Here is a 26,674-nt window from a genome sequence, read left to right as displayed (position 1 = left end):
GCAGGGGCAGGCGGCCCTAGACGGAAACCTTCTCGCCGGCCCCGCTCGTCGCCCGCGCCTCGCGCACCTCGTTCTCCTCCCGCCGCTCGCGGACCCGGGCGGCCTCGCCGGGGTCCCGCTTGAAGGCCCAGTCCATCCTCGGCTCCACCACGCACCGCAGGACCCGCTGGACGGGCTTGGTGCACAGCAGGGTGATGACGGCGGCCGCGAGGACGGTCAGTACGATCACGCCGAGCGGCCTGCCCCACGCGGGGTCGTGGAACCAGCCCGCGAAGGTGCCCTCCTTCGACAGGAACCCGTGCAGCAGGTAGCCGTAGATCGTGCCCGCGCCGAGCGCCGTGAACCACATGCGCCGGCCCGGCACCCAGGCGAAGAAGCACGCCGTCAGCACCAGCGAGCACCCGAAGAGCGCGAGCGTCACGACCGGCCCGGACCACCAGGGGGCGCCCGAGTCCTGCACGGCGGCGTTGCGGTAGAACCAGCCGGTCTCCATGCGCGGCACCGACCACCAGGCGACGGCCGCCGCCGCCGCGACCACCGGCACGGACAGGATCCGCACCGAGCGGCGCCGCACCAGCTGGAAGTGCTCGGGGCGCAGCAGCAGGCCCAGCACGAAGCACGGCAGGAACTGCAGCACCCGCTGCATGTTCAGGTCGTTCCCGATGCTGGGTGTCACGGAGGCCAGCGCGGCGATGCCCAGGGCGATCGGCAGCGGCCGGCGGACCGTCTGCCAGATGGGGGTGGTCAGCCGCCAGACGAACAGCGCGCACAGGAACCACAGCAGGTAGGTGGGGTCCAGCAGACTGATGTCGTTGTCCGGGTCCTCGCTGACGCGGCGGTGCAGCGCGTAGGCGACCTCGAAGACGACGTAGGGGACGGCGACACCGGTGATCAGCCGTTTGACGCGCTTGGGGCTCAGGTCGAAGCTGCGCGAGAAGTAGCCGGAGATGATGATGAAGGCCGGCATGTGGAACGTGTACAGGACCCGGTACAGGGTCTCCACGGTCCGGTTCCCGTCCAGGATCTGTCCCCAGGCGTGACCGACACCGACCAGCACGATCGCCAGGTACTTGGCGTTGTCGAAGAACGCGTCGCGCCGGCGACCCGGCCCGGTCTGCCGGCTCGGCGGTGTCTGCTGGACCGGTGTCTGCTGGTCCGGTGGCGACGGCGTCTCCCGGTCGCCGTGCGGTCGCAGCGAGTTCGTCATGCGGCCCCCCGCCAGAAAATCGGCGGGACATCGCAGGACCTCGCTGCTCTGGTGGGGGACGAGGCAGCGTAGAACATCTGAGGCACCCTAGCGTTCCCGTGGGATTCCGTAAAACCTTCGAAGTCATTCCCGTATTCGGGTCCCGAGTGCCTCGCGAGTGCCCCGCATTTCAGGGAACTCGATCTCTCCGGTCGCGTGACGGCTCCCACGTCGCGGTGCGCGGCCGCACCCCGCAGCGGCTCCTGGGTCATCCCACATGTCATGACTCATCCGGACTGAACAGGCCATAAGCGCGGTGGGCGACTCCGCTGCAATGTCCGCTTCAATGCGCTCACGGGGACCTGCCGGGAATCCTGTGATCTCCCTGTGATGCGCCCTTCGGTGTGTGTCCCGTGACAATTCGAAATATCTGCGAACGCGTTGTGTGGGCATCGAAACGAAGCGCCCGGAATTCCTCGCGCGGGTGCCCTGTCGAATTTCTGTACGGGATGCGATGGGCGGGTACGTCCACGTGTGCGGGGGAGCGCTCGCACCTGGATCCGTCCCCGAATGATGTGTCACCTGCCGCATGGCGGGGCCGGGTTGGTGGCACGATGGTTCTGGCGGGGGTGTGCAGGGCTGACCCCCGGGCCGGGAGAGCGGACCGACCGAGGGTGTGATCAGTTGTGGCCATTTCACTGTCAGTGGTGCTGCTGTTGGGGATCATCCTGGTGGTGCTGCTGCGAGGAGGGTCACTCAAGGCGGGCCCGGCGGTCGTCGCGGTCCTCTTCGGCTTCTTCCTGGCCTCGACCGGCATGGCCGACGACATCCAGCGCTTCCTGGACTCGATAGCGGAGACGCTCAACTCCATCCAGTTCTAGGGCCTGCCGGCTCGATCACGCCGCGGACGCCGGGTCCGGCACGCGCGTCTGCGGCGTTGTCGTCACTCCTCCCGCGCTCGGCTCCGCTCGAGCGGGAGGACACCACCGCGTCGACCCCCTCCTCCGCCTTGCAGCACAAAGGCCTCCGGCCCGGCCCCTGTGAAGGGACCGGGCCGGAGGCCTCTCGGAGCGGGCGACGGGAATCGAACCCGCGTAGCTAGTTTGGAAGACTAGGGCTCTACCATTGAGCTACGCCCGCGCGGCGCGCGCCGCAGGTCGGTGACCGCGGCACTGCAGGCATCTTAGCGGGTCGTCGTCCTTCACCGCACACCCCTTCCGGAGCGCGCCGGACCTTCGCGGACGCTCGGGTAATCGGACGGCCCCGGTGCCTGGGGGCATGTACCCTACGTGTCGCACCAGACGGGGTGTGGCGCAGCTTGGTAGCGCGTCCGCTTTGGGAGCGGAAGGCCGTGGGTTCAAATCCCGCCACCCCGACCGATCGCCGGCCGCTGTCGTCCCGGCCGGCCCGCCGCCGGTCGCGGCCGGCCTACCCGACCGTCGAGAACGTGGAACCCGCCCGGCTCCCGGCCGCCCGACGGCGCCACCGGCCCCCGGCCGGCCGCCGCTGCTTCCCGACCGGTCACCGCCGCGTCCCGCCCGGCCACCGGCGCTCCGCGGCCTCTCGTCGGGTCTTGGGGCCGGTCGCCCCTCGGGTCTCGGGCCGGTCGCCTCGGGTGAACGACCCGGGATTCCCGTGATCGCCTTTTGGGCCGTGTAGTCGCTGCCGTTACTATGCAAGCTGCACGCCCGTGTGCTCAGCGTCTGAAGTCTCCGGGCGGCGAAATTTGCCGGATGCCGCTCTGGCTCCGGCAGAACCCAAGAAGTCAGCCACCAAGGAGACCGAACCGTGAAGAGCGCCGTGGAGACCCTGAACCCGACCCGGGTTCGGCTCACTGTCGAGGTGCCCTTCGAGGAGCTCAAGGACAGCCTCGACGCGGCGTACAAGAAGATCAACCAGCAGGTCACGGTGAAGGGCTTCCGCAAGGGCAAGATCCCGGCCCGGGTCATCGACCAGCGGTTCGGCCGCGGTGCGGTTCTGGAGGAAGCGGTCAACGACGCGCTTCCGAAGTTCTACACCGACGCGGTCAACGAGGCCGAGCTGAACCCGCTCGGCCAGCCCGAGGTCGACATCACGGAGCTGAAGGACGGCGAGACGCTGAACTTCACCGCCGAGGTCGACATCCGCCCGGCCATCGAGATCCCGGACTACTCCGGCATCGAGGTCGAGGTCGACGCCGTCGAGATCAGCGACGAGGACGTCGAGAAGGCGGTGGAGCAGCTGCGCGAGCGCTTCGCCTCCACCTCCCCGGTCGAGCGGGCCGCCGAGGACGGTGACGTCGTCACCCTCGACCTGCAGGCCAAGGTCGACGGCGAGGTCCTCGAGGACGGCGTCGCCGACGGCGTCTCCTACACCATCGGCTCCGGTGAGCTGCTGGAAGGCATCGACGACGCCGTGAAGGGCCTGGAGGCCGGTGGCGAGGCCACCTTCACCTCCGAGCTCAAGGGCGGCTCGGCGGCCGGCAAGGAGGCCGAGGTCACCGTCAAGGTCACCCAGGTCGCCAAGCGCGAGCTGCCCGAGCTGGACGACGACTTCGCGCAGCTCGCGTCGGAGTTCGACACGCTCGAGGAGCTGAAGGCCGACAGCCGCAAGCGCCTGGCCAACACGAAGCAGTACGACCAGGCCACGCAGGCCCAGGAGCGCGTGCTCGACAAGCTCCTCGAGCTGGTCGAGGTCCCCGTCCCCGAGAAGCTCCTCGAGGACGAGGTCAACACCCGCAAGCACAACCTGGAGCACCACCAGCTCGGCCAGATGGGCCTGGACCTCGACAAGTACCTGGAGATCCAGGGCAAGACCGCCGAGGAGTTCGAGACCGAGACCCGCGAGGCCGCGGTCAAGGGCATCAAGACCCAGTTCGTCCTCGACGAGCTGGTCAAGCAGGAGAAGCTCAACGTCAGCCAGGAGGAGCTCACCGAGCACCTCATGCGCCGCGCCGCCTCCTCCGGCATGTCCCCCGACCAGTTCGCCCAGGCCGTCGTCGAGCAGGGCCAGGTCCCGCTCCTCGTCGGCGAGGTCGCCCGGGGCAAGGCCCTGGCCGTCGTGGTCGAGAAGGCCACGGTCAAGGACACCAACGGCGAGGTCGTCGACCTGGAGGATGAGGAGGAGGAGACGGAGGCCACGGAGGCCGCCGCCGAGCCCACCGACGCCACCGAGGCCGAGGCCGAGGAGAAGACCGGGGAGAAGACCGAGGGCTGAGCCCCACGGCACCCCTGACGCAGTAACGACGGGCCCCGAGACGCGGAAGCGCTTCGGGGCCCGTCGCGCTCACGTCCCGGCGACGCCGTACGGTCCCGGAGCACGGCACGACGGCGGGCGCGGCCCCAGCCCCCACGGCCTCCGGCCGGGGACGGACCGGACCGCCCACGGCGGAGCCGCACCCCGCTCACGCAGCGGAGCGACATGCGCTCACAGCGAACACCGCGAGAACCGGGATGGCACCGCAGGGCCTGCGCGTTAGGGTCCATGAATACGAGGGCAGGGGAGTCCCCGAAACCGGCCGGACGGCCCCGTGCCCCGGCAGAACACGTGAGACGGCCCGGCGCCGTCGTAAGACGAGCAGGTGGATACGTGACGAATCTGATGCCCTCCGCCGCCGGCGAGCCCTCCATCGGTGGTGGCCTCGGCGACCAGGTCTACAACCGGCTGCTCGGTGAGCGGATCATCTTCCTCGGCCAGCCGGTCGACGACGACATCGCCAACAAGATCACCGCGCAGCTGCTGCTCCTTGCCGCCGACCCGGACAAGGACATCTTCCTGTACATCAACAGCCCCGGCGGTTCGATCACGGCGGGTATGGCGATCTACGACACCATGCAGTACATCAAGAACGACGTGGTGACGATCGCGATGGGCCTGGCGGCCTCGATGGGCCAGTTCCTGCTCAGTGCCGGCACCCCGGGCAAGCGCTTCGCGCTCCCGAACGCCGAGATCCTGATCCACCAGCCCTCCGCCGGCCTGGCCGGTTCCGCCTCGGACATCAAGATCCACGCCGAGCGGCTGCTGCACACCAAGAAGCGCATGGCGGAGCTCACGTCCCAGCACACCGGCCAGACGATCGAGCAGATCACCCGCGACTCGGACCGCGACCGCTGGTTCGACGCCTTCGAGGCCAAGGAGTACGGCCTCGTCGACGACGTCATCACCACGGCCGCCGGCATGCCGGGCGGCGGCGGCACCGGGGCCTGAGCCGCTCCCCGCGGGCTCCCCGGGTCTCCCCGGGCCCCGCGGAGCCGAGCCCAGCCCTCCGCGGGCCCAGCGCGCCCGTCCAGCCGGTCCCGAGCCGACCGCCTCAGCCCCTTTCCAGGAGACACTGTGAACGACTTCCCCGGCAGCGGCCTGCACGGCCGCCCGCGTGCCGAGTACACCGGCCCCACCGCCGAGTCCCGCTACGTGATCCCGCGCTTCGTCGAGCGCACCTCCCAGGGCGTTCGCGAGTACGACCCGTACGCGAAGCTCTTCGAAGAGCGTGTGATCTTCCTCGGCGTCCAGATCGACGACGCCTCCGCCAACGACGTCATGGCGCAGCTGCTGTGCCTGGAGTCGATGGACCCCGACCGGGACATCTCGATCTACATCAACAGCCCCGGCGGCTCCTTCACGGCGCTCACGGCCATCTACGACACCATGCAGTTCGTGAAGCCGGACGTCCAGACGGTCTGCATGGGCCAGGCGGCCTCCGCCGCCGCGATCCTGCTGGCCGCCGGCACGCCGGGCAAGCGCATGGCGCTGCCGAACGCCCGCGTCCTGATCCACCAGCCGTACAGCGAGACGGGCCGCGGCCAGGTCTCCGACCTGGAGATCGCCGCCAACGAGATCCTCCGCATGCGCGCGCAGCTGGAGGAGATGCTGGCCAAGCACTCCACCACGCCGGTCGAGAAGATCCGCGAGGACATCGAGCGCGACAAGATCCTCACGGCCGAGGACGCCCTGGCCTACGGTCTGGTCGACCAGATCATCTCCACCCGCAAGATGAACAACGAGTCGGTTCGCTGACGCGGACGGGTATCGTCTGCTGCTCCTTGGCACGGTCCACGTCGAAGTGAACCGTGCCAAGGGGGGCCCGGACGGGGGGCTCGGCAAGGTACCGTCGGACATAAGGCAGCACCAGGAGTCCGCCGGCCGTTGACGTGACGTCGACGGCTGGGCGTCTCCCAGGCGAAGGGGAAGCACACCGTGGCACGCATCGGTGACGGCGGCGATCTGCTCAAGTGCTCGTTCTGCGGCAAGAGCCAGAAGCAGGTCAAGAAGCTCATCGCAGGGCCTGGTGTGTACATCTGCGACGAGTGCATCGACCTCTGCAACGAGATCATCGAGGAGGAGCTCGCGGAGACCAGCGAGGTGCGCTGGGAGGAGCTTCCCAAGCCCCGCGAGATCTACGAGTTCCTCGACGGGTACGTCGTCGGCCAGGAAGCCGCCAAGAAGGCGCTCTCCGTAGCGGTGTACAACCACTACAAGCGCGTCCAGGCCGGTGAGAACGGCGGCGCCCAAGGCCGCGACGACGCCATCGAGCTGGCGAAGTCCAACATCCTGCTGCTGGGCCCCACCGGCTCCGGCAAGACCCTCCTCGCCCAGACCCTGGCGCGCATGCTCAACGTCCCGTTCGCGATCGCCGACGCCACGGCGCTCACCGAGGCCGGGTACGTCGGCGAGGACGTCGAGAACATCCTGCTCAAGCTGATCCAGGCGGCCGACTACGACGTCAAGAAGGCCGAGACCGGGATCATCTACATCGACGAGATCGACAAGGTGGCGCGGAAGAGCGAGAACCCGTCGATCACGCGCGACGTCAGCGGCGAAGGCGTCCAGCAGGCCCTGCTGAAGATCCTCGAGGGCACCACGGCCTCGGTCCCGCCGCAGGGCGGCCGCAAGCACCCGCACCAGGAGTTCATCCAGATCGACACGACGAACGTGCTGTTCATCGTGGGCGGTGCCTTCTCGGGCCTGGAGAAGATCATCGAGGGCCGGGCCGGCGCCAAGGGCATCGGCTTCGGCGCGACGATCCGCTCCAAGCGGGAGCTGGAGTCCAAGGACCAGTTCGAGTCCGTCATGCCCGAGGACCTGGTCAAGTTCGGCATGATCCCCGAGTTCATCGGCCGGCTCCCCGTCATCACCTCGGTCCACAACCTCGACCGCGAGGCCCTGCTCCAGATCCTGATCGAGCCGCGCAACGCGCTCGTCAAGCAGTACGAGCGCCTCTTCGAACTCGACGGCGTCGAGCTGGACTTCGAGCGCGAGGCCCTGGAGGCCATCGCCGACCAGGCCATCCTCCGCCAGACCGGCGCCCGCGGCCTGCGCGCCATCATGGAGGAAGTCCTCCAGGGCGTCATGTACGAGGTCCCCTCCCGCAAGGACGTCGCCCGCGTCGTCATCACGGCCGACGTGGTCCTCTCCAACGTCAACCCGACCCTCATCCCGCGGGACGCGCGGGGGCGGGGGCCGGGCGAGCAGAAGACGGCCTAGCCGTCACCGTACGAACGGCACGCACGCGGAAGGGGCCCGGTCCAGCGACCGGGCCCCTTCCGCGTGTCCGTGTCCGCGTCAGATCTTGACGCGAACCTCCTTGCGGAGCTTGGCCGTGATGTCGGCCGCCCCCGCCGGGTCGGTCTTCTTGCCGGCCGCGATGTCCAGGAGGGACAGCGGCATGGCGAAGCCGAGCGTGCTGTGGTCACCCCAGGCGCAGTACGTCATGGTCATCGACTTCGGCTCGTTCGCACCGCCGTCGGAGTTGTCGACCTTGGCGTCCTGGCACTTGAGGATGGCGCCCTCGAGGGAATCGGGCTTGTACTCCTTCGGCTCCCCGACGAAGGTCACCTCCTCGTCGCTGCTGTCCTCCTGGCTCTTCTTCTTCATGTGGGCGAACATCGCGTCGAGGGCCTTCTCCGGGTCCTCGATGGTGCCGTAGACGCCGAGGAACATGAGCTGCTTGCTCGCCAGCGGGTTCTCCTTGTTCTCCGCCGCGTACGAGGCGCTCACGTCCTTGACGTCCTTCACCCCCCACGTCTCGGCGTCCTTCATGTCACCGGCGTCCATGGTGCCGCTGTCGCCCTCGGCCTTCTTGTACTCACCGAGCACCGTCGCCGGGGTCGTCAGCTTGTGCGGGCCGTCGTCGGCGATGTCCGAGCCGCTGCCCCCGCCGCCGCCGAACACGAAGTACGCCCCCACGCCGATCGCCGCCACGACCGCGACCGCGCCGATGACCAGTCCCGTCTTCTTCTTGCCGCCGCCCGGCGCGGGGGGCTGGGGCATGCCGTACGGGGCCTGGCCGGGCGGCTGCTGGCCGTAGGCGGGCTGCTGGCCGTACGGCGGCTGCTGCGGCGGGACGCCGCCCTGCTGGGGCTGCTGCGGGTAGCCGTAGCCCGGCTGCGGGGGAGGAGCCTGCTGGGGGTAGCCGTAGCCGGGCTGGGGGGCCTGCGGCGGCTGCTGGCCGTACGGACCCGGCTGGCCGTACGGTCCGGGCTGCTGGGGCTGCCCGCCGTACGGGCCCGGCTGGTTGTGACTCATTTCTGGGTTCCCCTCCAGATGCTTATGTGGTGCTGACATCCTGACCCAGACCTGGCGTGCGCAGGTCACCGGGGGCCGCACCGTTACAAACGAAACGAGTTTCGGGACAGGGTCGTGACGCCCTTAAACTGACCCCCGTGACCGAGAACTCTCAGCAGCCGCAGCCAGCACCCGCCACCGAACTGCCGACCCAGTACGCGCCGGCCGAGGTAGAGGGGCAGCTGTACGAGCGCTGGGTGGAACGGGGTTACTTCGAGGCGGACGCGGACAGCGACAAGCCGCCGTACACCGTCGTCATCCCGCCGCCGAACGTCACCGGCAGCCTGCACCTCGGGCACGCCTTTGAGCACACGCTCATCGACGCGCTGACCCGCCGCAAGCGCATGCAGGGCTTCGAGACGCTCTGGCAGCCCGGCATGGACCACGCCGGCATCGCCACGCAGAACGTCGTCGAGCGGGAACTCGCCAAGGAGGGCAAGTCCCGGCACGACCTCGGCCGCGAGGCGTTCGTCGAGCGGGTCTGGCAGTGGAAGGGCGAGTCCGGCGGGCAGATCAGCGGCCAGATGCGCCGCCTGGGAGACGGCGTCGCCTGGTCGCGTGAGCGCTTCACCATGGACGAGGGCCTGTCCCAGGCCGTCCAGACCATCTTCAAGCGGCTCTACGACGACGAGCTGATCTACCGCGCCGAGCGCATCATCAACTGGTGCCCCCGCTGCCTGACCGCGATCTCCGACATCGAGGTCGAGTACCAGGACGACGACGGCGAGCTCGTCTCCATGAAGTACGGCGACGGGGACGAGACGATCGTCGTCGCCACCACCCGTGCCGAGACGATGCTCGGTGACACCGCCGTCGCCGTCCACCCCGAGGACGAGCGGTACAAGCACCTGGTCGGCAAGCTGATCAAGCTGCCGCTGACCGACCGTTCCATCCCGGTCGTCGCCGACGAGCACGTCGATCCCGAGTTCGGCACCGGCGCCGTCAAGGTGACGCCCGCCCACGACCCGAACGACTTTGAGATCGGCCGGCGCCACGACCTGCCCGCCATCGCGGTCATGGACGAGCACGCGATCATCACCGCCCACGGCCCCTTCCAGGGCCTGGACCGGCTGGAGGCGCGTTCCGCCATCGTCGCCGCGCTGCGTGCCGAGGGCCGGATCGTCGCCGAGAAGCGGCCGTACGTCCACTCCGTCGGCCACTGCTCGCGCTGCAAGACCACCGTCGAGCCGCGCCTGTCCATGCAGTGGTGGGTCAAGGTCGGCCCGCTGGCCAAGGCCGCCGGCGACGCGGTCCGCGACGGCAAGGTCAAGATCCACCCGCAGGAGATGGAGAAGCGGTACTTCGACTGGGTCGACAACCTCCACGACTGGTGCATCTCGCGCCAGCTGTGGTGGGGCCACCGCATCCCCGTCTGGTACGGCCCCGAGGGCGAGGTCGTCTGCGTCGGGCCCGACGAGGAGCCGCCGAGCGGCGAGGGCTGGCACCAGGACTCCGACGTCCTGGACACCTGGTTCTCGTCCGGCCTGTGGCCGTTCTCCACGCTGGGCTGGCCGGAGCAGACCGACTCGCTCGCGAAGTTCTACCCGAACTCCGTCCTGGTCACCGGCTACGACATCCTCTTCTTCTGGGTCGCCCGGATGATGATGTTCGGCCTCTACGCGATGGACGGCACCCCGCCGTTCCACACCATCGCCCTGCACGGCATGGTCCGTGACCAGCACGGCAAGAAGATGTCCAAGTCCTTCGGGAACGTGGTCAACCCGCTGGACTGGATGGACAAGTACGGCTCCGACGCGCTCCGCTTCACCCTCGCGCGCGGCGCCAACCCGGGCGTCGACGTCCCGATCGGCGAGGACTGGGTCCAGGGCTCCCGCAACTTCGCCAACAAGATCTGGAACGCCACCCGCTTCGCGCTGATGAACGGCGCGACGGTCGAGGGCCCGCTGCCCGAGGCGTCGAGGATGTCCTCGACCGACCGCTGGATCCTCTCCCGCCTGAACTCGGTGGTCGCCGAGGTCGACGCGTACTACGAGGACTACCAGTTCGCGAAGCTGTCCGACGCCCTGTTCCACTTCGCCTGGGACGAGGTCTTCGACTGGTACGTCGAGATGTCCAAGACGACGTTCCAGGCGGGCGGCGAGCCCGCCGAGGTCAGCAAGCGCGTCCTCGGAGAGGTCCTCGACGTCACGCTGCGGCTGCTGCACCCGGTCGTCCCGTTCGTCACCGAGACGCTGTGGACCACGCTCACGGGCGGCGAGTCGCTCGTCATCGCCGACTGGCCGGCCGCTGTGTCCGTTCCTGGGGCTGACGCCCCGGGCGGCTTCCGGGACGCCGACGCCGAGCGGGAGATCGAGACCGTCCAGTCCGTCGTCACCGAGGTCCGCCGCTTCCGCGCCGACCAGGGCCTCCAGCCCGGCCAGCGGGTCCCGGCCCGGCTGACCCTCGGCGGCACCGCGCTCGCGGCGCACGAGGCGGCCGTCCGGCAGCTGCTGCGCCTCCAGCCGGAGGGCGACGCCTTCACGGCCACGGCGACCCTGCCGGTCGCGGGGGTCGAGGTCGCCCTCGACCTCTCCGGTGTGATCGATGTCGAGGCGGAGCGCAAGCGCCTCGCCAAGGACCTCGCCGCCGCCGAGAAGGAGAAGGCGCAGGCGGGCGCCAAGCTGGGCAACGAGGCGTTCCTCGCCAAGGCTCCGGACCACGTCGTGGACAAGATCCGGGGCCGGCTGGCCAAGGCCGACGACGACATCGCGCGGCTCCGGGCGCAGCTGGAGAAGCTGCCGCAGGCGTAATCGCCGGCACGTGGACGAAGGCTCCCGGTGCCCCTGTGGGTGCCGGGAGCCTTCGCGTGCCCGGGGGAGCGGGGCCGTACCGGTGTGCGGTTCAGCCGTGCGGGCGGGTGCCCCACGACTCAGCCGCGTGGGCGTCCGCGGCCCGCGGCGGCCCGCGGACGTACGACGGGCAAGCCACCCGCGACCTTTGCCGGCGCCCCTCCGTAGACTGGTCCCGTGAGCGACAACCCCGGCGAGAACCAGCCCGACCCTCTCGAATCCTTCGACGAGATCATCGACGCGGAGACGACCCGCGACCCCGACCTCGCCGTGATCGAGGCCGGCAGCCGCACCCTCCGCACCCAGGGCGGCCCCCCGCAGGCCGACGTGCCCGCGCGCCCCGAGGATCCCGAGGTGGACAAGGCCCTGCGCGAGGTGGAGGCGGAGCTCGCCACCCGCTGGGGCGAGACCAAGCTGGAGCCGTCCGTCGCCCGCATCGCCGCGCTGATGGACGTGCTGGGCGACCCGCAGCGGTCGTACCCGTCCATCCACATCACCGGGACCAACGGCAAGACCACCACCGCCCGCATGATCGAGGCGCTGCTCGGCGCCTTCGACCTGCGCACCGGGCGGTACACCTCGCCCCACGTGCAGTCGGTCACCGAGCGCATCAGCCTGGACGGGGCGCCGATCTCCGCCGAGCGGTTCATCGAGACGTACGAGGACATCAAGCCGTACGTCGGGCTGGTGGACGACCAGCAGGACTACCGGCTGTCCTTCTTCGAGGTGCTGACCGGCATGGCGTACGCCGCCTTCGCCGACGCGCCCGTCGACGTGGCCGTCGTCGAGGTCGGCATGGGCGGCTCCTGGGACGCCACCAACGTCATCGACGGGGACGTCGCCGTCGTCACCCCCATCGACCTGGACCACACCGACCGGCTCGGCGAGACGCCCGGCGCGATCGCGGCCGAGAAGGCCGGCATCGTCAAGCAGGACGCCACGGTGATCCTGGCCCAGCAGCCGGTGGACGCGGCGCAGGTGCTGCTGAAGAAGGCCGTGGACGTCAACGCCACCGTGGCGCGCGAGGGGCTGGAGTTCGGGGTCGTCGCCCGGCAGGTCGCCGTCGGCGGGCAGCTGATGACCCTGCGCGGGCTCGGCGGCGAGTACACCGAGGTCTACCTGCCGCTGCACGGCGCCCACCAGGCGCACAACGCGGCCGTGGCGCTGGCCGCCGTGGAGGCGTTCTTCGGCGTCGGGGCGCAGCGTCCCGGGCCGCTGGACATCGACACCGTGCGCAAGGCCTTCGCCGCCGTCGCCTCGCCGGGGCGGATGGAGGTGGTGCGGCGCTCGCCGACCGTGGTGCTGGACGCCGCGCACAATCCGGCCGGGGCCCGCGTCACCGCCGAGGCGGTCGGGGAGGCGTTCCAGTTCAGCCGGCTCATCGGTGTGGTCGGCGCGAGCGGCGACAAGGACGTGCGGGGGCTGCTGGAGGCCTTCGAGCCGGTCTTCGCCGAGGTCGTCGTCACCCAGAACTCCAGCCACCGCGCGATGGACGCGGACGAGCTGGCGTCCGTCGCCGTGGAGGTGTTCGGCGAGGACCGCGTCCAGGTCGAGCCGCGGCTGCCGGACGCCCTGGAGGCCGCGATCACGCTGGCCGAGGAGGAGGGCGAGTTCGCGGGCGGCGGTGTGCTCGTCACCGGTTCCGTCATCACCGTCGGCGAGGCCCGACTGCTCCTCGGGAGGGGCTGAGAAACGTGCGTACGCTCTGCGCTTCGACTCTGATCGGCGAGGTCTTCGTGATCGGCTTCGCCGGACTGGTCGCCATGAAGGACCCGGACCTGTCCATGGGGACGGTGTGGACGGTCAGCGGCATCGCGATGTTCCTGTGCGTGGCGCTGTGCGGCGTGGTCACCCGGCCGGGCGGCGTCGCCTTCGGCTGGGCCCTGCAGATCGCACTGATCGCCTCCGGGTTCGTCGTGCCGACCATGTTCTTCCTGGGGGCGGTCTTCGCCGCCCTGTGGTGGGCGTCCGTGCACTACGGGCGGAAGATCGACGAAGCGAAGGCGAGGTTCGCGGCCCAGGCGGACGCCGCCGCCCCCGACGCCGCCTGACGCTGCGTGACGGGCGCCGCGACACGCCCGGTAACCTCAGTCATCACTTCGTACCACCGCACGTTCGCACGCCCGTGCAAACGCACCTCTCCAAGGAGCCCGTCGTGACCCAGCGCAGCCTCGTCCTCCTCAAGCCCGACGCCGTCCGTCGCGGCCTGACCGGCGAGATCATCAGCCGTATCGAGCGCAAGGCCGGCTGGCAGATCACCGCGCTGGAACTGCGCACCCTGGACGCCGAGACGCTGGAGCAGCACTACGGCGAGCACAAGGGCAAGCCCTTCTACGAGCCGCTGGTCGAGTTCATGGCGTCCGGCCCGGTCGTCGCCATGGTCGTCGAGGGGGAGCGGGTCATCGAGGGCGTGCGCGCGCTGGCCGGCCCGACCGACCCGATCGCCGCCGCCCCCGGCTCCATCCGCGGGGATTTCGGTGTGATCGTGCGGGAGAACCTGATCCACGCCTCCGACTCCGAGGAGTCCGCCGAGCGCGAGCTGAAGATCTTCTTCCCGGGCCGGGTCTGAGTCCCTTCCCGGACACGCCGGAGACGGCTTTTTTTCTGACGCGACGTCAGTCGAATGGCCCGCAGCAGACCGGGGCGGTCGCGTAAAAGCGACCGCCCTGTGGCATATGCGCGCCTGTTCGGGGGAACTGATGCCTCCGTTGGCCCGTCTCCACAAGCGAGGCGATGCGCCATCTGCTGACAATGGCGAAGACCCTCGCGCAGTGTTCGCGAAAGCGCGTCTACGATGGAAGCCTCCACGCGTCACTGCACCCACCTCGCCTACCTGAAAAGCCCTCAAAAGCTCATGGGAAGGCCAGTCGAATCCTGATGGGGAACTCAATGTCGTTCATCGGCCGTGACATGGCTGTCGACCTCGGGACCGCCAACACGCTGGTGTACGTCAGGGGTCGCGGGATCGTACTCAACGAGCCGTCCGTCGTCGCGATCAACACCAACACCGGTGGCATCCTCGCGGTCGGCGCCGAAGCGAAGAAGATGATCGGGCGCACGCCCGGCAACATCGTTGCCGTACGCCCGCTGAAGGACGGCGTCATCGCCGACTTCGAGATCACCGAGCGGATGCTCCGCTACTTCATCCTGAAGATCCACAAGCGGCGTTATCTGGCTCGCCCGCGGGTCGTCGTCTGTGTGCCCTCGGGCATCACCGGCGTCGAGCGCCGCGCCGTCATCGAGGCGTCGTCCCAGGCCGGCGCCCGTCAGGTGCACATCATCGAGGAGCCCATGGCCGCGGCCATCGGCTCCGGCCTGCCGGTCCACGAGGCCACGGGCAACATGGTGGTGGACATCGGCGGCGGCACCACGGAGGTCGCGGTCATCTCGCTCGGCGGCATCGTCACCGCCCAGTCCATCCGCGTCGCGGGTGACGAGCTGGACAACGCGATCATCCAGCACGTGAAGAAGGAGTACAGCCTTCTGCTGGGCGAGCGCACGGCCGAGCAGATCAAGATCACGGTCGGCTCGGCGTACGACCTCGACACCGACGAGCACACCGAAATCCGCGGCAGGGACCTCGTCTCCGGACTGCCCAAGACCGTCGTCATCTCCGCCGCCGAAGTACGCAAGGCGATCGAGGAGCCGGTCAACGCGATCGTCGACGCCGTCAAGACGACCCTCGACAAGTGTCCGCCGGAGCTGTCCGGCGACATCATGGACCGGGGCATCGTCCTGACCGGCGGCGGCGCGCTGCTGCGCGGGCTCGACGAGCGGCTGCGCCGGGAGACCGGAATGCCGATCCACATCGCCGAGGACCCGCTGGACAGCGTGGCGCTCGGCTCCGGCAAGTGCGTCGAGGAGTTCGACGCGCTCCAGCAGGTGCTGGACGCCCAGCCCCGCAGATGACGTGACCCCTCGGTTCCGCCGTACGAGACGAACTCCTCTCGTACGGCGGATCGTTGATATAGAGGTGCGGTACCGCGCATGTACCTCAGGTACCGAATCGCCTGAATTCCTGAACACCGCCACGTAATTCCCGAATTCGACGAGGAAGGCACGGCCGCCGCACGTGAGGGACACGAAAGAGAGCCGGCTGCTCCTGGTGCTGCTGATCGCCATCGCGTTCGCACTGATCACGGTGGACATCCGCGGCGGGGAGGACTCACCGGTCGACGGTGCCCGGCAGGCCGCGGCCACCGTCTTCGGCCCGATCGAGAACGGGGTGTCGTCCGCGGTCGACCCGGTGGGCAACGCCATCACCGCGATCCGTGAATCCGGCGACCGGCACGACCGCCTTTCCGAACTGGAGACGCAGAACGCGGCCCTGGAGGCGAAGCTCGGCAGCGACGAGCGCGGCCGCAGCCGCCTGAAGCAGTTCGACAAGATGCTCGGGCTCGCCGGCGCCGGCCAGTACGGCATCAAGGGCGCCCAGGTCATCGCCATAGGAGCGGCGCAGGGCTTCTCCTGGACCATCACCATCGACGCCGGCGCGGGCGACGGCATCAAGCGCGACATGACGGTCCTCAACGGCGACGGCCTCGTCGGCCGCGTCACCACCGTCGGCCCGAACACCGCCACCGTGCTGCTCGCCAACGACCCCGACTTCACCGTCGGCACCCGGATGGAGGGCAGCGACGAACTCGGCTTCGCCTCCGGCCAGGGCGGCCGCCCCCTGCGCGTCGAACTCCTCAACGGCAAGGCCGACGTCAAGAAGGGCGACCGCCTGGTCACCTTCGGCTCCCAGGCCGACAAGCCGTTCGTGCCCGGCGTGCCCGTCGGCGTCGTCTCCCGCGTCGACCCCTCCGGCGGCGACCTGACCCGCACCCTCGACGTCACACCGTTCGTCAGCTTCACCAAGCTCGACATCGTCGGCGTCGTCGTCCAGGCCCCGCAGAAGGACCCGCGGGACACGGTGCTCCCGGACAAGCCCAAGCCGGAACCCAGGCCGACCGTGACGGTGACCGTCACTCCGTCCGCCGGGGCCCCCGTCGACGGCCAGTCGCAGGACGAGCAGGACGAGCAGGGCGGGCAGACCCAGCAGGACGGGCAGACCGAGCAGAACCAGCAGACCGAGCAGTAGGAGCTTTCACCCCATGCGCGTCAACCGGATCCTGCTGTCCGTCTCCCTCGTCGTCGTCGCCCTGGTCATCCAGGTGAGCGTCCTCGCCCGCCTCCACCTGCCCGGCGCCGTCCCCGACCTGCTGCTCCTCACCGTCCTCGGCCTCGCCCTGGTCTACGGCCACGTCGGCGGCGCCCTCGTCGGCTTCGGCGCCGGACTCCTCGCCGACCTCGCCCCGCCCGCCGACCACGCCGCCGGCCGCTACGCCCTCGTACTCTGCGTCATCGGCTACCTCGCCGGGCTCGCCAAACCGGAGAACGGCCGGCTCAGGTCGGCCACCGGCCCCATGGCCGTCGTGGTCGTCGCCGCCCTCGGCACCACCCTGCTCTACGCCGGCGTGGGCGCCCTCGTCGGCGACACCGCCGCCCGCCATGTCGGCCTGCCCGGCCTGCTGTTCACGGCCGCCCTGTACGACCTGCTGCTCGCGCCCTTCGTCGTCCCCGGCATCATGGCCCTGGCCCGACGCGCCGAGAACGACCCGCTCGCCGAGACCAACTCCGCGGGCCAGAAGACCGACATCGCCTCCGGCTGGCTCTCCGGCGGCACCGGACTGCGCATCGGCAGCCAGCGCAACGGACTGCGGGCCAAGGCGGCGCGGGCGCGGGTCGCCCGGGCCGGACGCATCAAGGGGGTCAAGCGGCTGTGACGACGACCCCCCGGCCGTACGACCGCCTCGACACGTACACCCACTGAACGGGGGAGGCAGCCGCAGTGACCGACCCCCGCCCGTCGCCCACCACCACCCTCAACGGAATGGGCTGCTCCCATGAGTAACATTCCGGAGACCGGCCGCAGCACACGCGTCCAGACCCGGCTCGTCGTCATCCAGATCCTCGTCCTCTCCCTCCTCGCCACCCTCGGCGGCCGGCTCTGGTACCTCCAGATCCGCCAGGGCGACGAGTACGCCGAGGAGGCCTCCGGCAACCACGTCCAGCAGGTCGTCCAGCCCGCGACCCGCGGCTCGATCCTGGACGCCCGCGGCGTGGCCCTCGCCGACAACGAGACCCGCCTCGTCGTCTCCGCCTCCCGCACCGACCTGCTGAAGATGAAGGACGACGGCAAGGCCGTCCTCACCAAGCTCGCCGGCGTCCTCGGCATGCAGCCCAAAGAAGTCATGGACAAGGTCCGGCTGTGCGACGCCGAAACACCCCAGCCCTGCTGGAACGGCTCGCCCTACCAGCCGATCCCCGTCACCGACGAGGCCACCCCCAAGCAGGCCCTCCAGATCCGCGAGCGCGCCGAGGACTTCCCCGGCATCACCGCCGAACCCGAGGCGCTGCGCCGCTACGCCGGCCCCGGCGGGTCCAACACCGCACAGGTCCTCGGCTACCTCTCGCCGGTCACCGACGAGGAGATCCAGAAGGCCCAGGACACCGACTCGCCCTTCCTGCGCTCGGACCAGGTCGGCCGCTCCGGCCTGGAACGCCAGTACGACAAGGCGCTGCGCGGCAAGGCCGGCGTCACCCGCTACGAGGTCGACAACCTCGGCCGGGTCATCGGCGAGGCCGAGTCCGACCCCGGCGTGCCCGGCTCCAACCTCGTCACCAGCATCGACGCCCGCGTCCAGCGGGTCGCCGAGTACGAGCTGAACGCGGCGATGAAGGAAGCCCGCAAGGTCTACGACGACAACACCGGCGAGAACTACAAGGCCGACGCCGGCGCCGTCGTCGTGATGGAGGCCAAGACCGGCCGCGTCGTCGCCATGGCCTCCAACCCCGCGTACGACCCCAACGCCTGGGTCGGCGGCATCTCCGCCGCCGACTACAAGAAGCTCACCGGCAAGGACTCCCGCTACCCGCTGCTCAACCGGGCCACCCAGGGCCAGGCGGCCCCCGGCTCCATCTTCAAGGTGATCTCCACGTCCGCCGCCGTGGACGCCGGCTACGACTTCGACGGCGGCTACGACTGCTCCAGCTCCTACTCCGTCGGCGGCCAGGTCTTCAAGAACTACGAGTCCGCCAGCTACGGCTCGATCGACCTCGGCCGCGCCCTGGAACTCTCCTGCGACACCGTCTACTACCGCCTGGCCCACCAGGAGTGGAAGAAGGACGGCGGCATGAAGCCGAAGAAGCCCAACGACTACTTCTACAAGGCCGCCCACGACTTCGGCCTCGGCAAGAAGACCGGCATCGACCTCCCCAACGAGGTCACCGGCCGCGTCCCCGACCGCCAGTGGAAGCAGGAGTACTGGGAGGCCAACAAGGACGCCTGGTGCAAGTCCGGCAAGAAGGGCGGCTCCTACGTCGAGCAGATCGCGTACGAGAACTGCCTCGAGGGCAACCAGATGCGCGCCGGTGACGCCATCAACTACTCCATCGGACAGGGCGACACCCTCGTCACCCCCATCCAGATGGCCACCATCTACGCGGCCATCTCCAACGGCGGCACCATGTACGACCCGAGCATCGGCAAGGCGATCGTCAGCCCCGACGGCAAGGAGATCCGCCCGATCGAGCCCAAGGCCCACGGCAAGCTGCCGATAAGCAAGACCACGCTCGCCAAGATGGACGACGCCCTCGAAGGCGTCGCCACCCGCGGCACCGCCGCCTGGCGGTTCGCTCAGGACGGCTGGCCGCAGGACAAGATCCCGATGCACGCCAAGACCGGCACGGCCGAGGTCTACGGCAAGCAGACCACCTCCTGGTTCGCCACCTACACCGACGAGTACGCGATCGTCATGACGATCTCCCAGGGTGGTACCGGCTCGGGCGCCTCCGGTCCCGCCGTCCGCAACATCTACGACGCGCTGTACGGCGTCTCGGACGACGGGGAGGTCGACAGCAGGAAGGGGCTGCTGCCCGAACCGCAGGCGAAGCTGCCGACGATCAAGGCGGACGGGACCATCCCCGCACCGAAGATCCCCAAGGACGTGATCAAGGACCTCCTCCCCAAGGAGAAGGCCTCCCCGGAGGACGAGTACGCCCCCGTCGACGGACAGGAACAGGGAGCGACGCCACCGGCACAGAACGGCGACAACCGCGACACGCGCCGCCACCGACGACGCGGCGGGGGCCGTCGCGGCAGCGGAAGCCGCGGGGCGGCCAGCAGCGGAAGCCGGAGGACACGCGCATGACCGGTTCCAACAGCTTCCAGGTCTCCGGCTACGGACCCGAGAAAGCCGGCTGGACCCGGCTGCTCGCCCGGGACTCGATGGCACGCCGGCTCGACTGGCCGATACTGCTGGCCGCCGTCGCGCTCTCGCTGATGGGCTCCCTGCTCGTCTACTCCGCGACCCGCAACCGCACCGAGCTCAACCAGGGCGACCCGTACTACTTCCTGACCCGGCACCTGCTGAACACCGGCATCGGGCTCGCCCTGATGATCGCCACCGTCTGGCTCGGCCACCGCACCCTGCGCACCGCCGTGCCGGTCCTGTACGGCTTCTCCGTGTTCCTGATCCTGCTGGTGCTCACCCCGCTCGGCTCGACCATCAACGGCGCCCACTCCTGGATCAAACTCCCCGGCGGCTTCTCCCTGCAGCCTTCGGAATTCGTGAAGATCACGATCATCCTCGGCATGGCGATGCTGCTGGCCGCACGCGTCGACGCGGGGGACCGGGCCCACCCGGACCACCGGACCGTCCTCCAGGCCCTGGGCCTGGCCGTCGTGCCGATGCTGATCGTGATGCTCATGCCCGACCTCGGGTCGGTCATGGTCATGGTCATCATCGTGCTGGGCGTGCTGCTCGCCTCCGGCGCCTCCAACCGCTGGGTGTTCGGACTGCTCGGCGCGGGAACCGCCGGCGCGCTCGCCGTCTGGCAGCTCGGCATCCTCGACGACTACCAGATCGCCCGCTTCGCCGCCTTCGCCAACCCGGAACTCGACCCCGCGGGCGTCGGCTACAACACCAACCAGGCACGCATCGCGATCGGCTCCGGCGGCCTGACCGGCTCCGGCCTCTTCCACGGCTCCCAGACCACCGGCCAGTTCGTCCCGGAGCAGCAGACCGACTTCGTCTTCACCGTCGCCGGAGAGGAACTGGGCTTCCTCGGCGCGGGCCTGATCATCGCCCTGCTCGGCGTGGTCCTGTGGCGCGCCTGCAGGATCGCCCGCGAGACCACCGACCTGTACGGCACGGTCGTCGCCGCCGGCATCGTCGCCTGGTTCGCCTTCCAGACCTTCGAGAACATCGGCATGACCCTCGGCATCATGCCGGTCACCGGCCTCCCCCTGCCCTTCGTGTCGTACGGCGGCTCCTCCATGTTCGCCGTGTGGATAGCGGTGGGCCTGCTCCAGTCGATCACGGTGCAGAGACCGATGTCGGCGTAAGGCGGGGCACCGGCCGCCCGAGCGGTACGGGGGACCGTCCGCGCCGGGTTAGGCTGGATGGTCCCCCTTGTCAGCACACGAAGGTTCCGTGAGATGCCTGCCGAAGCCGCCGAGTCTGTGTCTTCCGTGTTTCCGCAGCTCGAAGCGCTGCTCCCGCATGTGCAGAAGCCGATCCAGTACGTCGGCGGAGAGCTCAACTCCACGGTCAAGGACTGGGAATCCTGCGACGTCCGCTGGGCCCTGATGTACCCCGACGCGTACGAGGTCGGTCTGCCCAACCAGGGCGTCATGATCCTCTACGAGGTCCTCAACGAGCAGGAGGGCGTCCTCGCCGAGCGCACCTACAGCGTGTGGCCGGACCTGGAGGCGCTGATGCGGGAACACACCGTCCCGCAGTTCACGGTCGACAGCCACCGCCCGGTGAAGGCCTTCGACGTGTTCGGCCTCTCCTTCTCCACCGAGCTCGGCTACACGAACATGCTGACCGCCCTGGACCTGGCCGGCATCCCGCTGGAGTCCAAGGACCGCGGCATCGACGACCCGGTCGTCCTGGCCGGTGGACACGCGGCCTTCAACCCCGAACCGATCGCCGACTTCATCGACTGCGCCGTCATCGGCGACGGCGAGCAGGCCGTCCTGGAGATCACCGCGATCATCCGCGCCTGGAAGGCCGAGGGCCGCCCCGGCGGCCGCGAGGAGCTCCTCCTCCGCCTCGCCAAGACCGGCGGGGTCTACGTCCCCGGCTTCTACGACGTCGAGTACCTCCCCGACGGCCGTATCGCCCGCGTCGTCCCCAACCGCTCGGGCGTCCCGTGGCGCGTCTCCAAGCACACCGTCATGGACCTCGACGAGTGGCCCTACCCCAAGCAGCCCCTCGTCCCCCTCGCCGAGACGGTCCACGAGCGCATGTCGGTGGAGATCTTCCGCGGCTGCACCCGCGGCTGCCGCTTCTGCCAGGCCGGCATGATCACCCGCCCGGTCCGCGAGCGCTCCATCACCGGCATCGGCGAGATGGTCGAGAAGGGCCTGAAGGCGACCGGCTTCGAGGAGGTCGGCCTGCTGTCGTTGTCCTCCGCGGACCACTCGGAGATCGCCGACGTCGCCAAGGGCCTCGCGGACCGGTACGAGGAGGACAAGATCGGCCTGTCCCTCCCCTCCACCCGCGTCGACGCCTTCAACATCGACCTCGCCAACGAGCTGACCCGCAACGGCCGCCGCTCCGGCCTCACCTTCGCCCCCGAGGGCGGCTCCGAGCGCATCCGCAAGGTCATCAACAAGATGGTCTCGGAAGAGGACCTGATCCGCACCGTCGCCACCGCGTACGGCAACGGCTGGCGCCAGGTGAAGCTGTACTTCATGTGCGGCCTCCCCACCGAGACCGACGACGACGTCCTCCAGATCGCCGACATGGCCACCCGCGTCATCGCCAAGGGCCGCGAGGTCTCCGGCTCGGGCGACATCCGCTGCACGGTCTCCATCGGCGGCTTCGTCCCCAAGCCCCACACCCCCTTCCAGTGGTCCCCGCAGCTCTCCGCCGAGGAGACGGACGCCCGGCTGCAGAAGCTCCGCGACAAGATCCGCGGCGACAAGAAGTACGGCCGCTCCATCGGCTTTCGCTACCACGACGGCAAGCCCGGCATCGTCGAGGGCCTCCTCTCCCGAGGCGACCGCCGCATCGGCGCCGTCATCCGCGCCGTCTACGACGACGGCGGCCGCTTCGACGGCTGGCGCGAGCACTTCTCGTACGACCGCTGGATGGCCTGCGCCGACAAGGCCCTGGAGCCGTTCGGCGTCGACGTCGACTGGTACACCACCCGCGAGCGGGGCTACGAGGAGGTCCTCCCCTGGGACCACCTCGACTCCGGCCTCGACAAGGAGTGGCTCTGGGAGGACTGGCAGGACGCCCTCGACGAGACCGAGGTCGAGGACTGCCGCTGGACGCCGTGCTTCGACTGCGGCGTGTGCCCGGCCATGCAGACCGAGATCCAGGTGGGTCCGACCGGCAAGAAGCTGCTGCCGCTGACGGTCAAGTAGCCGGCGGAGCGGGGGGACCGTGCGGCGCGGGTGACGTGGCGTGGTGCCGTACGTCACATTCGGTGTGTGACGTACGGTCAGTTTGCCTGGGATGGACCGGTGGACGAGATCACGTAGATGATCTTAGATGTCCGAAGTTGCGGTGGCGCCTACGTGACTTCCGGGTGTCCGGGGGCCGCCGGCGGGCCGCATCCTCCAGTCCAGTTGTGCCCGAACGATCTCTAGGACAGTGATGAGAGCACCCGGCACCCCCAGCACAGCACACCCGAAGCGATCCAGACGGCAGGCGCCCGGAGCCGCCGCGATCAGGTCAGCGGCCCTGCTCGGTGCGGCGCCGCTGCTGCTCATGACCGCCTCACCGGGCCACGCGGTGGTCGGTGAGCCTGCCGAGGGCGCTTCCTACGGCTTCACCGCCCGGCTTCTCGTCGGCGACTACGAGCGAGGCTGCTCCGGCGCGCTGATATCCCCCGAGTGGGTGCTCACGGCCGCCAGTTGCTTCGCCGAGGACCCGGTCGCCGACCGCACGGTGCCGGCCGGCGCACCCAGGGTCAAGACCGTCGTGACCGTGGGCGGCGGCCAGTCCCGGACCGTGGCCGAACTGCGACCGCACGGCGAGCGCGACCTCGTCCTGGCCCGTCTCGCCCAGCCCGTGCGCGGCGTGACCCCGGTCGCCGTCGCCGCCGCGGCGCCCGCCGCCGGGCAGGAGCTCACCGTCGCCGGACACGGCCGTACGGCCGGGGAATGGGCGCCGCTCGGCGGGCACACCGGCACGTTCGCCGTCGCCTCCGTCGCCGGCGGCGACCTCACCCTCAGTGGGAAGGGCGGCGCCGCGGTCTGTCAGGGCGATGCGGGAGGCCCCGCCGTCCGCACCGTCGACGGCAAGCCGGCGCTCGTCGCGATCAGCAGCCGCTCCGACCAGGCGGGCTGCTTCGGCAACGACGCCCCGGCGGGCACCCCCAGCACCGCGATCAGCACCCGTGTCGACGACGTCCGGGACTGGATCACGGCCAACGCCCGGGCCACTCCCGGCTCCGACTTCGACGGCGACGGCCGCAGCGACGTCGGCGTGTTCTACGACAACGGCGCCCTCCAGGACGGCAGGTCCCGTTCGACGCTCTGGTCGCTCACCAGCACCGGGTCCGGGATGGCCGAGCCGCAGATGAAGTGGGACAGCGCGGACGGCGGCAGCTGGAACGGGAGCCGCTCGAAGGCGTTCTCCGGTGACTTCGACGGTGACGGCCGCAGCGATGTCGGTGTGCTGTACAACTACGGCGTGCGGGCGGACGGCGGCGGCAACCACACGGCGCTGTGGACGTTCACGAGCACCGGGTCCGGCTTCGGCAAGCCGGTCAAGGTCTGGGACAGCGCGGACGGCGGCAGCTGGAGCTGGGACAGCTCGAAGCCGGTCGCCGGTGACTTCAACGGTGACGGCCGCGACGATGTCGGTGTGCTCTACGACTACGGGGTGCGGGCGGACGGCGGCGGCAACCGCACCGCGCTGTGGACGCTGACGAGCACCGGGTCCGGCTTCGGCAAGCCGGTCAAGGTCTGGGACAGCGCGGACGGCGGCAGCTGGAACTGGGACCGCTCCAAGCCGGTCGCCGGTGACTTCAACGGTGACGGCCGCGGTGACGTCGGTGTGCTGTACGACTACGGCGTGCAGGCGGACGGCGACAGCCGCACGGGCCTGTGGACGCTGACGAGCACCGGGTCCGGCTTCGGCAAGCCGGTCATGGCCTGGGACAGCGTGGACAGCGGTATCAGCTGGAGGTGGGACAGCTCGAAGCCGGTCGCCGGTGACTTCGACGGTGACGGCCGCGGCGACGTCGGTGTGCTCTACAACAACGGGGTGCGGGCGGACGGCGGCGGCAACCGCACCGCGCTGTGGAAGCTGACGAGCACGGGCTCCGCCTTCGGCAAGCCGGTCAGGGTCTGGGACAGCGTGGACGGCGGCAGCTGGAACTGGGACCGCTCCAAGCCGGTCGCCGGTGACTTCAACGGTGACGGCCGCGGTGACGTCGGTGTGCTGTACGACTACGGCGTGCAGGCGGGCGGCGGCAGCCGCACGGGCCTGTGGACGCTGACGAGCACCGGGTCCGGCTCGGGCAAGCCGGTCAAGGTCTGGGACAGCGCGGACAGCGGCAGCAGCTGGACCTGGGCGCGGAGCGACATCGCCTGATCTGCGCTCGCTCGCACGAACCGCCACGACGGTCGGACGCCGGAAGGTGTCCCGTCGTGGCGGTTCGCGTACCGGCGGGAACTCGTGGTGGCGGGAACGCGTACTCTAGAAAAGAGGACTGGGCGTGATGCCCCCGCCGAGGCGAGGACGGTGCCCCGTCCCGACCGCCGTACACAAGGAGAAGTTCCCCTGGGCAAGCGACAGCCCGAAGGCCCGCCGCCCGTACCCGCGGTGCAGCGCATCCGACTGCGTTACACCAAGCGCGGCCGCCTCCGGTTCACCAGCCACCGTGACTTCCAGCGCGCCTTCGAGCGTGCGCTGCGCCGTGCCGAGGTGCCCATGGCGTACTCGGCGGGGTTCACGCCGCATCCGAAGGTGTCGTACGCCAATGCCGCACCCACCGGCACGGGCAGTGAGGCGGAGTACCTGGAGATCGCGCTCACCGAGGCGCGTGACCCGGAGCGGCTCAGGCTGCTCCTCGACGAGTCGCTGCCCGCCGGGCTCGACATCGTCGAGGCGGCCGAGGCCAGGACCTCCGGGCTCGCGGACCGGCTGACGGCTTCCGTGTGGGAGCTGCGGCTGGACGGTGTGCACTCCGCGGACGCGGAACGCGCCGTGGCGGCCTTCAACGCGGCCCCGGCCGTGGAGGTCCAGCGCAGGACGAAGAACGGCGTCCGCACCTTCGACGCCCGCTCCGCCGTCGCGCACCTCGAGAGCGTCACCACGCACGGTTCGCCGGCTGATAGGCCGACCGACCGGCCCTGTGCGATACTGCGGCTGGTTGTTCGGCACGTGACGCCTGCCGTACGACCCGACGACGTCCTGTCCGGTCTTCGCGCCGTGGCCGACCTGGCGCCGCCGGTCCCCGCAGCGGTGACCAGGCTGGCGCAGGGGCTGTTCGATGAAGAGACCGGTGCGGTGACCGACCCGCTCGCGCCCGACCGCGAGGCAGAAGCGCCCGAGCCGCAACCGGCCGCCGCTTCCGCCGCCGCGAAGGCGCCGGCGTAAGGAAGGTTCCGCGTAGGGACGGACGTCGTAGCGCCGCCCTCGAACTCGGGAGCCACCTGGGTCGGGCAGCGCACCGACCACAAGACTTTCGCCAGGCCGTACACGACAAGGGGTACGGAACCGGCGAGACAAGACACGGAGAGCTCCCGAGCGGCGCCCGCGCCCCGGACGGCGGCGACCGCGCATCGCGCGAGCCGCGGACGTCACCGGCGGTCGACATGGTCGATGCCGGACCAGGCGCGGCGCCCGGGAGCCTGACGGGAGAAACCCCCGCATGCTCGAACCGACCGAACCCACAGGGTCCTCGACCACCTCGACGGACACCGAATCGAACACCCCCAGCGACACCCTGCCGCCGCGCCGTCGGCGCAGGGCCGCGTCCCGGCCGGCGGGACCGCCGTCCGGTGGCTCCGCCGCGCCGGCGGAGACCGTCGCGCCTGCCGGTGTGAGCGCCGCGGCCGACGAGCCGGAAGAGACGGAAGCCGAGGAGGCGGCCGCAGCGGCGGCCGGGGCGGCTCCGGAGCCCGCGTCCGCGGGCCGGCCGCGTC

General features: G+C 70.0%; 20 protein-coding genes and 2 tRNA genes. 19 read left to right on the top strand and 3 right to left on the bottom strand.

Going from position 1 to position 26,674, the window contains the following annotated elements:
- Positions 1-16 precede the first annotated feature (16 nt).
- Complete coding sequence (locus ACP4J0_RS22680; protein WP_426600494.1) at positions 17-1,207, bottom strand: acyltransferase family protein; 1,191 nt, start codon at positions 1,205-1,207, stop codon at positions 17-19.
- Positions 1,208-1,872: 665 nt separating this feature from the next.
- Between ACP4J0_RS22680 and ACP4J0_RS22675 the strand changes: the two genes are divergently transcribed.
- Positions 1,873-2,067 carry a hypothetical protein gene (locus ACP4J0_RS22675; protein WP_426600493.1) on the top strand — a complete coding sequence of 65 codons (195 nt, stop codon included), beginning with the start codon at positions 1,873-1,875 and terminating at the stop codon, positions 2,065-2,067.
- Between the two features lie 188 nt (positions 2,068-2,255).
- Here ACP4J0_RS22675 and ACP4J0_RS22670 read toward each other — a convergent pair.
- Positions 2,256-2,326: transfer RNA gene (locus ACP4J0_RS22670), tRNA-Gly, on the bottom strand.
- A 162-nt stretch (positions 2,327-2,488) separates the two neighbouring features.
- On the opposite strand from ACP4J0_RS22670, the gene ACP4J0_RS22665 reads away from it, so the two are divergent.
- The 5 genes from ACP4J0_RS22665 (at position 2,489) to clpX (ending at position 7,645) form a co-directional block, all read left to right on the top strand.
- A tRNA-Pro gene (locus ACP4J0_RS22665) sits at positions 2,489-2,562 on the top strand.
- Positions 2,563-2,974: 412 nt separating this feature from the next.
- Positions 2,975-4,381 (top strand): trigger factor, encoded by a 1,407-nt coding sequence (gene tig, locus ACP4J0_RS22660; protein ID WP_426600492.1) that lies wholly within the window; start codon positions 2,975-2,977, stop codon positions 4,379-4,381.
- Positions 4,382-4,765: 384 nt separating this feature from the next.
- Positions 4,766-5,371: an ATP-dependent Clp protease proteolytic subunit gene (locus tag ACP4J0_RS22655; protein WP_031040345.1), complete on the top strand. Its 606-nt coding sequence runs from the start codon at positions 4,766-4,768 to the stop codon at positions 5,369-5,371.
- A gap of 126 nt (positions 5,372-5,497) precedes the next feature.
- A complete protein-coding gene (locus tag ACP4J0_RS22650) occupies positions 5,498-6,178 on the top strand; it encodes an ATP-dependent Clp protease proteolytic subunit (RefSeq protein WP_426600491.1) in 681 nt (226 codons plus the stop codon).
- Positions 6,179-6,358: 180 nt separating this feature from the next.
- Complete coding sequence (gene clpX / locus ACP4J0_RS22645) at positions 6,359-7,645, top strand: ATP-dependent Clp protease ATP-binding subunit ClpX (RefSeq protein ID WP_426600490.1); 1,287 nt, start codon at positions 6,359-6,361, stop codon at positions 7,643-7,645.
- Positions 7,646-7,723: 78 nt separating this feature from the next.
- Here clpX and ACP4J0_RS22640 read toward each other — a convergent pair whose 3' ends face one another.
- A complete protein-coding gene (locus tag ACP4J0_RS22640; RefSeq protein ID WP_426600489.1) occupies positions 7,724-8,686 on the bottom strand; it encodes a hypothetical protein in 963 nt (320 codons plus the stop codon).
- Between the two features lie 137 nt (positions 8,687-8,823).
- Here ACP4J0_RS22640 and ACP4J0_RS22635 point away from each other — a divergent pair, with 137 nt between their 5' ends.
- The 13 genes from ACP4J0_RS22635 to ACP4J0_RS22575 form a co-directional block, all read left to right on the top strand.
- Positions 8,824-11,475, top strand: a complete 2,652-nt coding sequence (locus tag ACP4J0_RS22635; RefSeq protein ID WP_426600488.1) for a valine--tRNA ligase — start codon at positions 8,824-8,826, stop codon at positions 11,473-11,475.
- 216 nt (positions 11,476-11,691) lie between these two features.
- The gene (gene folC, locus ACP4J0_RS22630; protein ID WP_426600487.1) at positions 11,692-13,203 is read left to right on the top strand and encodes a bifunctional tetrahydrofolate synthase/dihydrofolate synthase; all 1,512 of its coding nucleotides are present in this window, start codon (positions 11,692-11,694) and stop codon (positions 13,201-13,203) included.
- A gap of 5 nt (positions 13,204-13,208) precedes the next feature.
- Positions 13,209-13,565, top strand: coding sequence for a DUF4233 domain-containing protein (locus ACP4J0_RS22625; protein ID WP_426517218.1), 357 nt, complete (start codon positions 13,209-13,211; stop codon positions 13,563-13,565).
- 104 nt (positions 13,566-13,669) lie between these two features.
- Positions 13,670-14,083 (top strand): nucleoside-diphosphate kinase, encoded by a 414-nt coding sequence (gene ndk / locus ACP4J0_RS22620; protein WP_007449819.1) that lies wholly within the window; start codon positions 13,670-13,672, stop codon positions 14,081-14,083.
- A 320-nt stretch (positions 14,084-14,403) separates the two neighbouring features.
- Complete coding sequence (locus tag ACP4J0_RS22615) at positions 14,404-15,423, top strand: rod shape-determining protein (protein WP_398130593.1); 1,020 nt, start codon at positions 14,404-14,406, stop codon at positions 15,421-15,423.
- A gap of 163 nt (positions 15,424-15,586) precedes the next feature.
- Complete coding sequence (gene mreC, locus ACP4J0_RS22610; RefSeq protein WP_426600486.1) at positions 15,587-16,597, top strand: rod shape-determining protein MreC; 1,011 nt, start codon at positions 15,587-15,589, stop codon at positions 16,595-16,597.
- Positions 16,598-16,610: 13 nt separating this feature from the next.
- Positions 16,611-17,282, top strand: coding sequence for a rod shape-determining protein MreD (gene mreD / locus ACP4J0_RS22605; RefSeq protein WP_426600485.1), 672 nt, complete (start codon positions 16,611-16,613; stop codon positions 17,280-17,282).
- Between the two features lie 120 nt (positions 17,283-17,402).
- Positions 17,403-19,709: a penicillin-binding protein 2 gene (gene mrdA / locus ACP4J0_RS22600; RefSeq protein WP_426600484.1), complete on the top strand. Its 2,307-nt coding sequence runs from the start codon at positions 17,403-17,405 to the stop codon at positions 19,707-19,709.
- A complete protein-coding gene (gene rodA, locus ACP4J0_RS22595; protein WP_426600483.1) occupies positions 19,706-20,905 on the top strand; it encodes a rod shape-determining protein RodA in 1,200 nt (399 codons plus the stop codon). The genes mrdA and rodA overlap by 4 nt, the downstream gene beginning before the upstream one ends.
- Positions 20,906-20,998: 93 nt before the next feature.
- Positions 20,999-22,939 carry a TIGR03960 family B12-binding radical SAM protein gene (locus ACP4J0_RS22590; RefSeq protein ID WP_426600482.1) on the top strand — a complete coding sequence of 647 codons (1,941 nt, stop codon included), beginning with the start codon at positions 20,999-21,001 and terminating at the stop codon, positions 22,937-22,939.
- 346 nt (positions 22,940-23,285) lie between these two features.
- The gene (locus ACP4J0_RS22585; RefSeq protein WP_426600481.1) at positions 23,286-25,118 is read left to right on the top strand and encodes a trypsin-like serine protease; all 1,833 of its coding nucleotides are present in this window, start codon (positions 23,286-23,288) and stop codon (positions 25,116-25,118) included.
- 231 nt (positions 25,119-25,349) lie between these two features.
- Positions 25,350-26,126 (top strand): TIGR03936 family radical SAM-associated protein, encoded by a 777-nt coding sequence (locus ACP4J0_RS22580; RefSeq protein ID WP_426600480.1) that lies wholly within the window; start codon positions 25,350-25,352, stop codon positions 26,124-26,126.
- 274 nt (positions 26,127-26,400) lie between these two features.
- Positions 26,401-26,674: hypothetical protein (locus tag ACP4J0_RS22575; protein ID WP_426600479.1), on the top strand; the 274-nt coding region annotated here is incomplete at its 3' end.

The organism is Streptomyces sp. WG7 (genome assembly GCF_049975785.1).
Classification (GTDB): domain Bacteria; phylum Actinomycetota; class Actinomycetes; order Streptomycetales; family Streptomycetaceae; genus Streptomyces.
Note: the sequence above shows the minus strand (reverse complement) of the source record. Positions and strands in the feature narration are given on the sequence as shown.

What these genes read in the sequence shown, in the direction of transcription:
- ACP4J0_RS22680 (WP_426600494.1), bottom strand. Translation starts at nt 1,207, where the DNA reads ATGACGAACTCGCTGCGACCGCACGGCGACCGGGAGACGCCGTCGCCA.
- ACP4J0_RS22655 (WP_031040345.1), top strand. Translation starts at nt 4,766, where the DNA reads ATGCCCTCCGCCGCCGGCGAGCCCTCCATCGGTGGTGGCCTCGGCGAC.
- ACP4J0_RS22640 (WP_426600489.1), bottom strand. Translation starts at nt 8,686, where the DNA reads ATGAGTCACAACCAGCCGGGCCCGTACGGCGGGCAGCCCCAGCAGCCC.
- ACP4J0_RS22615 (WP_398130593.1), top strand. Translation starts at nt 14,404, where the DNA reads ATGTCGTTCATCGGCCGTGACATGGCTGTCGACCTCGGGACCGCCAAC.
- mreD (WP_426600485.1), top strand. Translation starts at nt 16,611, where the DNA reads ATGCGCGTCAACCGGATCCTGCTGTCCGTCTCCCTCGTCGTCGTCGCC.
- mrdA (WP_426600484.1), top strand. Translation starts at nt 17,403, where the DNA reads ATGAGTAACATTCCGGAGACCGGCCGCAGCACACGCGTCCAGACCCGG.
- rodA (WP_426600483.1), top strand. Translation starts at nt 19,706, where the DNA reads ATGACCGGTTCCAACAGCTTCCAGGTCTCCGGCTACGGACCCGAGAAA.
- ACP4J0_RS22590 (WP_426600482.1), top strand. Translation starts at nt 20,999, where the DNA reads ATGCCTGCCGAAGCCGCCGAGTCTGTGTCTTCCGTGTTTCCGCAGCTC.
- ACP4J0_RS22585 (WP_426600481.1), top strand. Translation starts at nt 23,286, where the DNA reads ATGACCGCCTCACCGGGCCACGCGGTGGTCGGTGAGCCTGCCGAGGGC.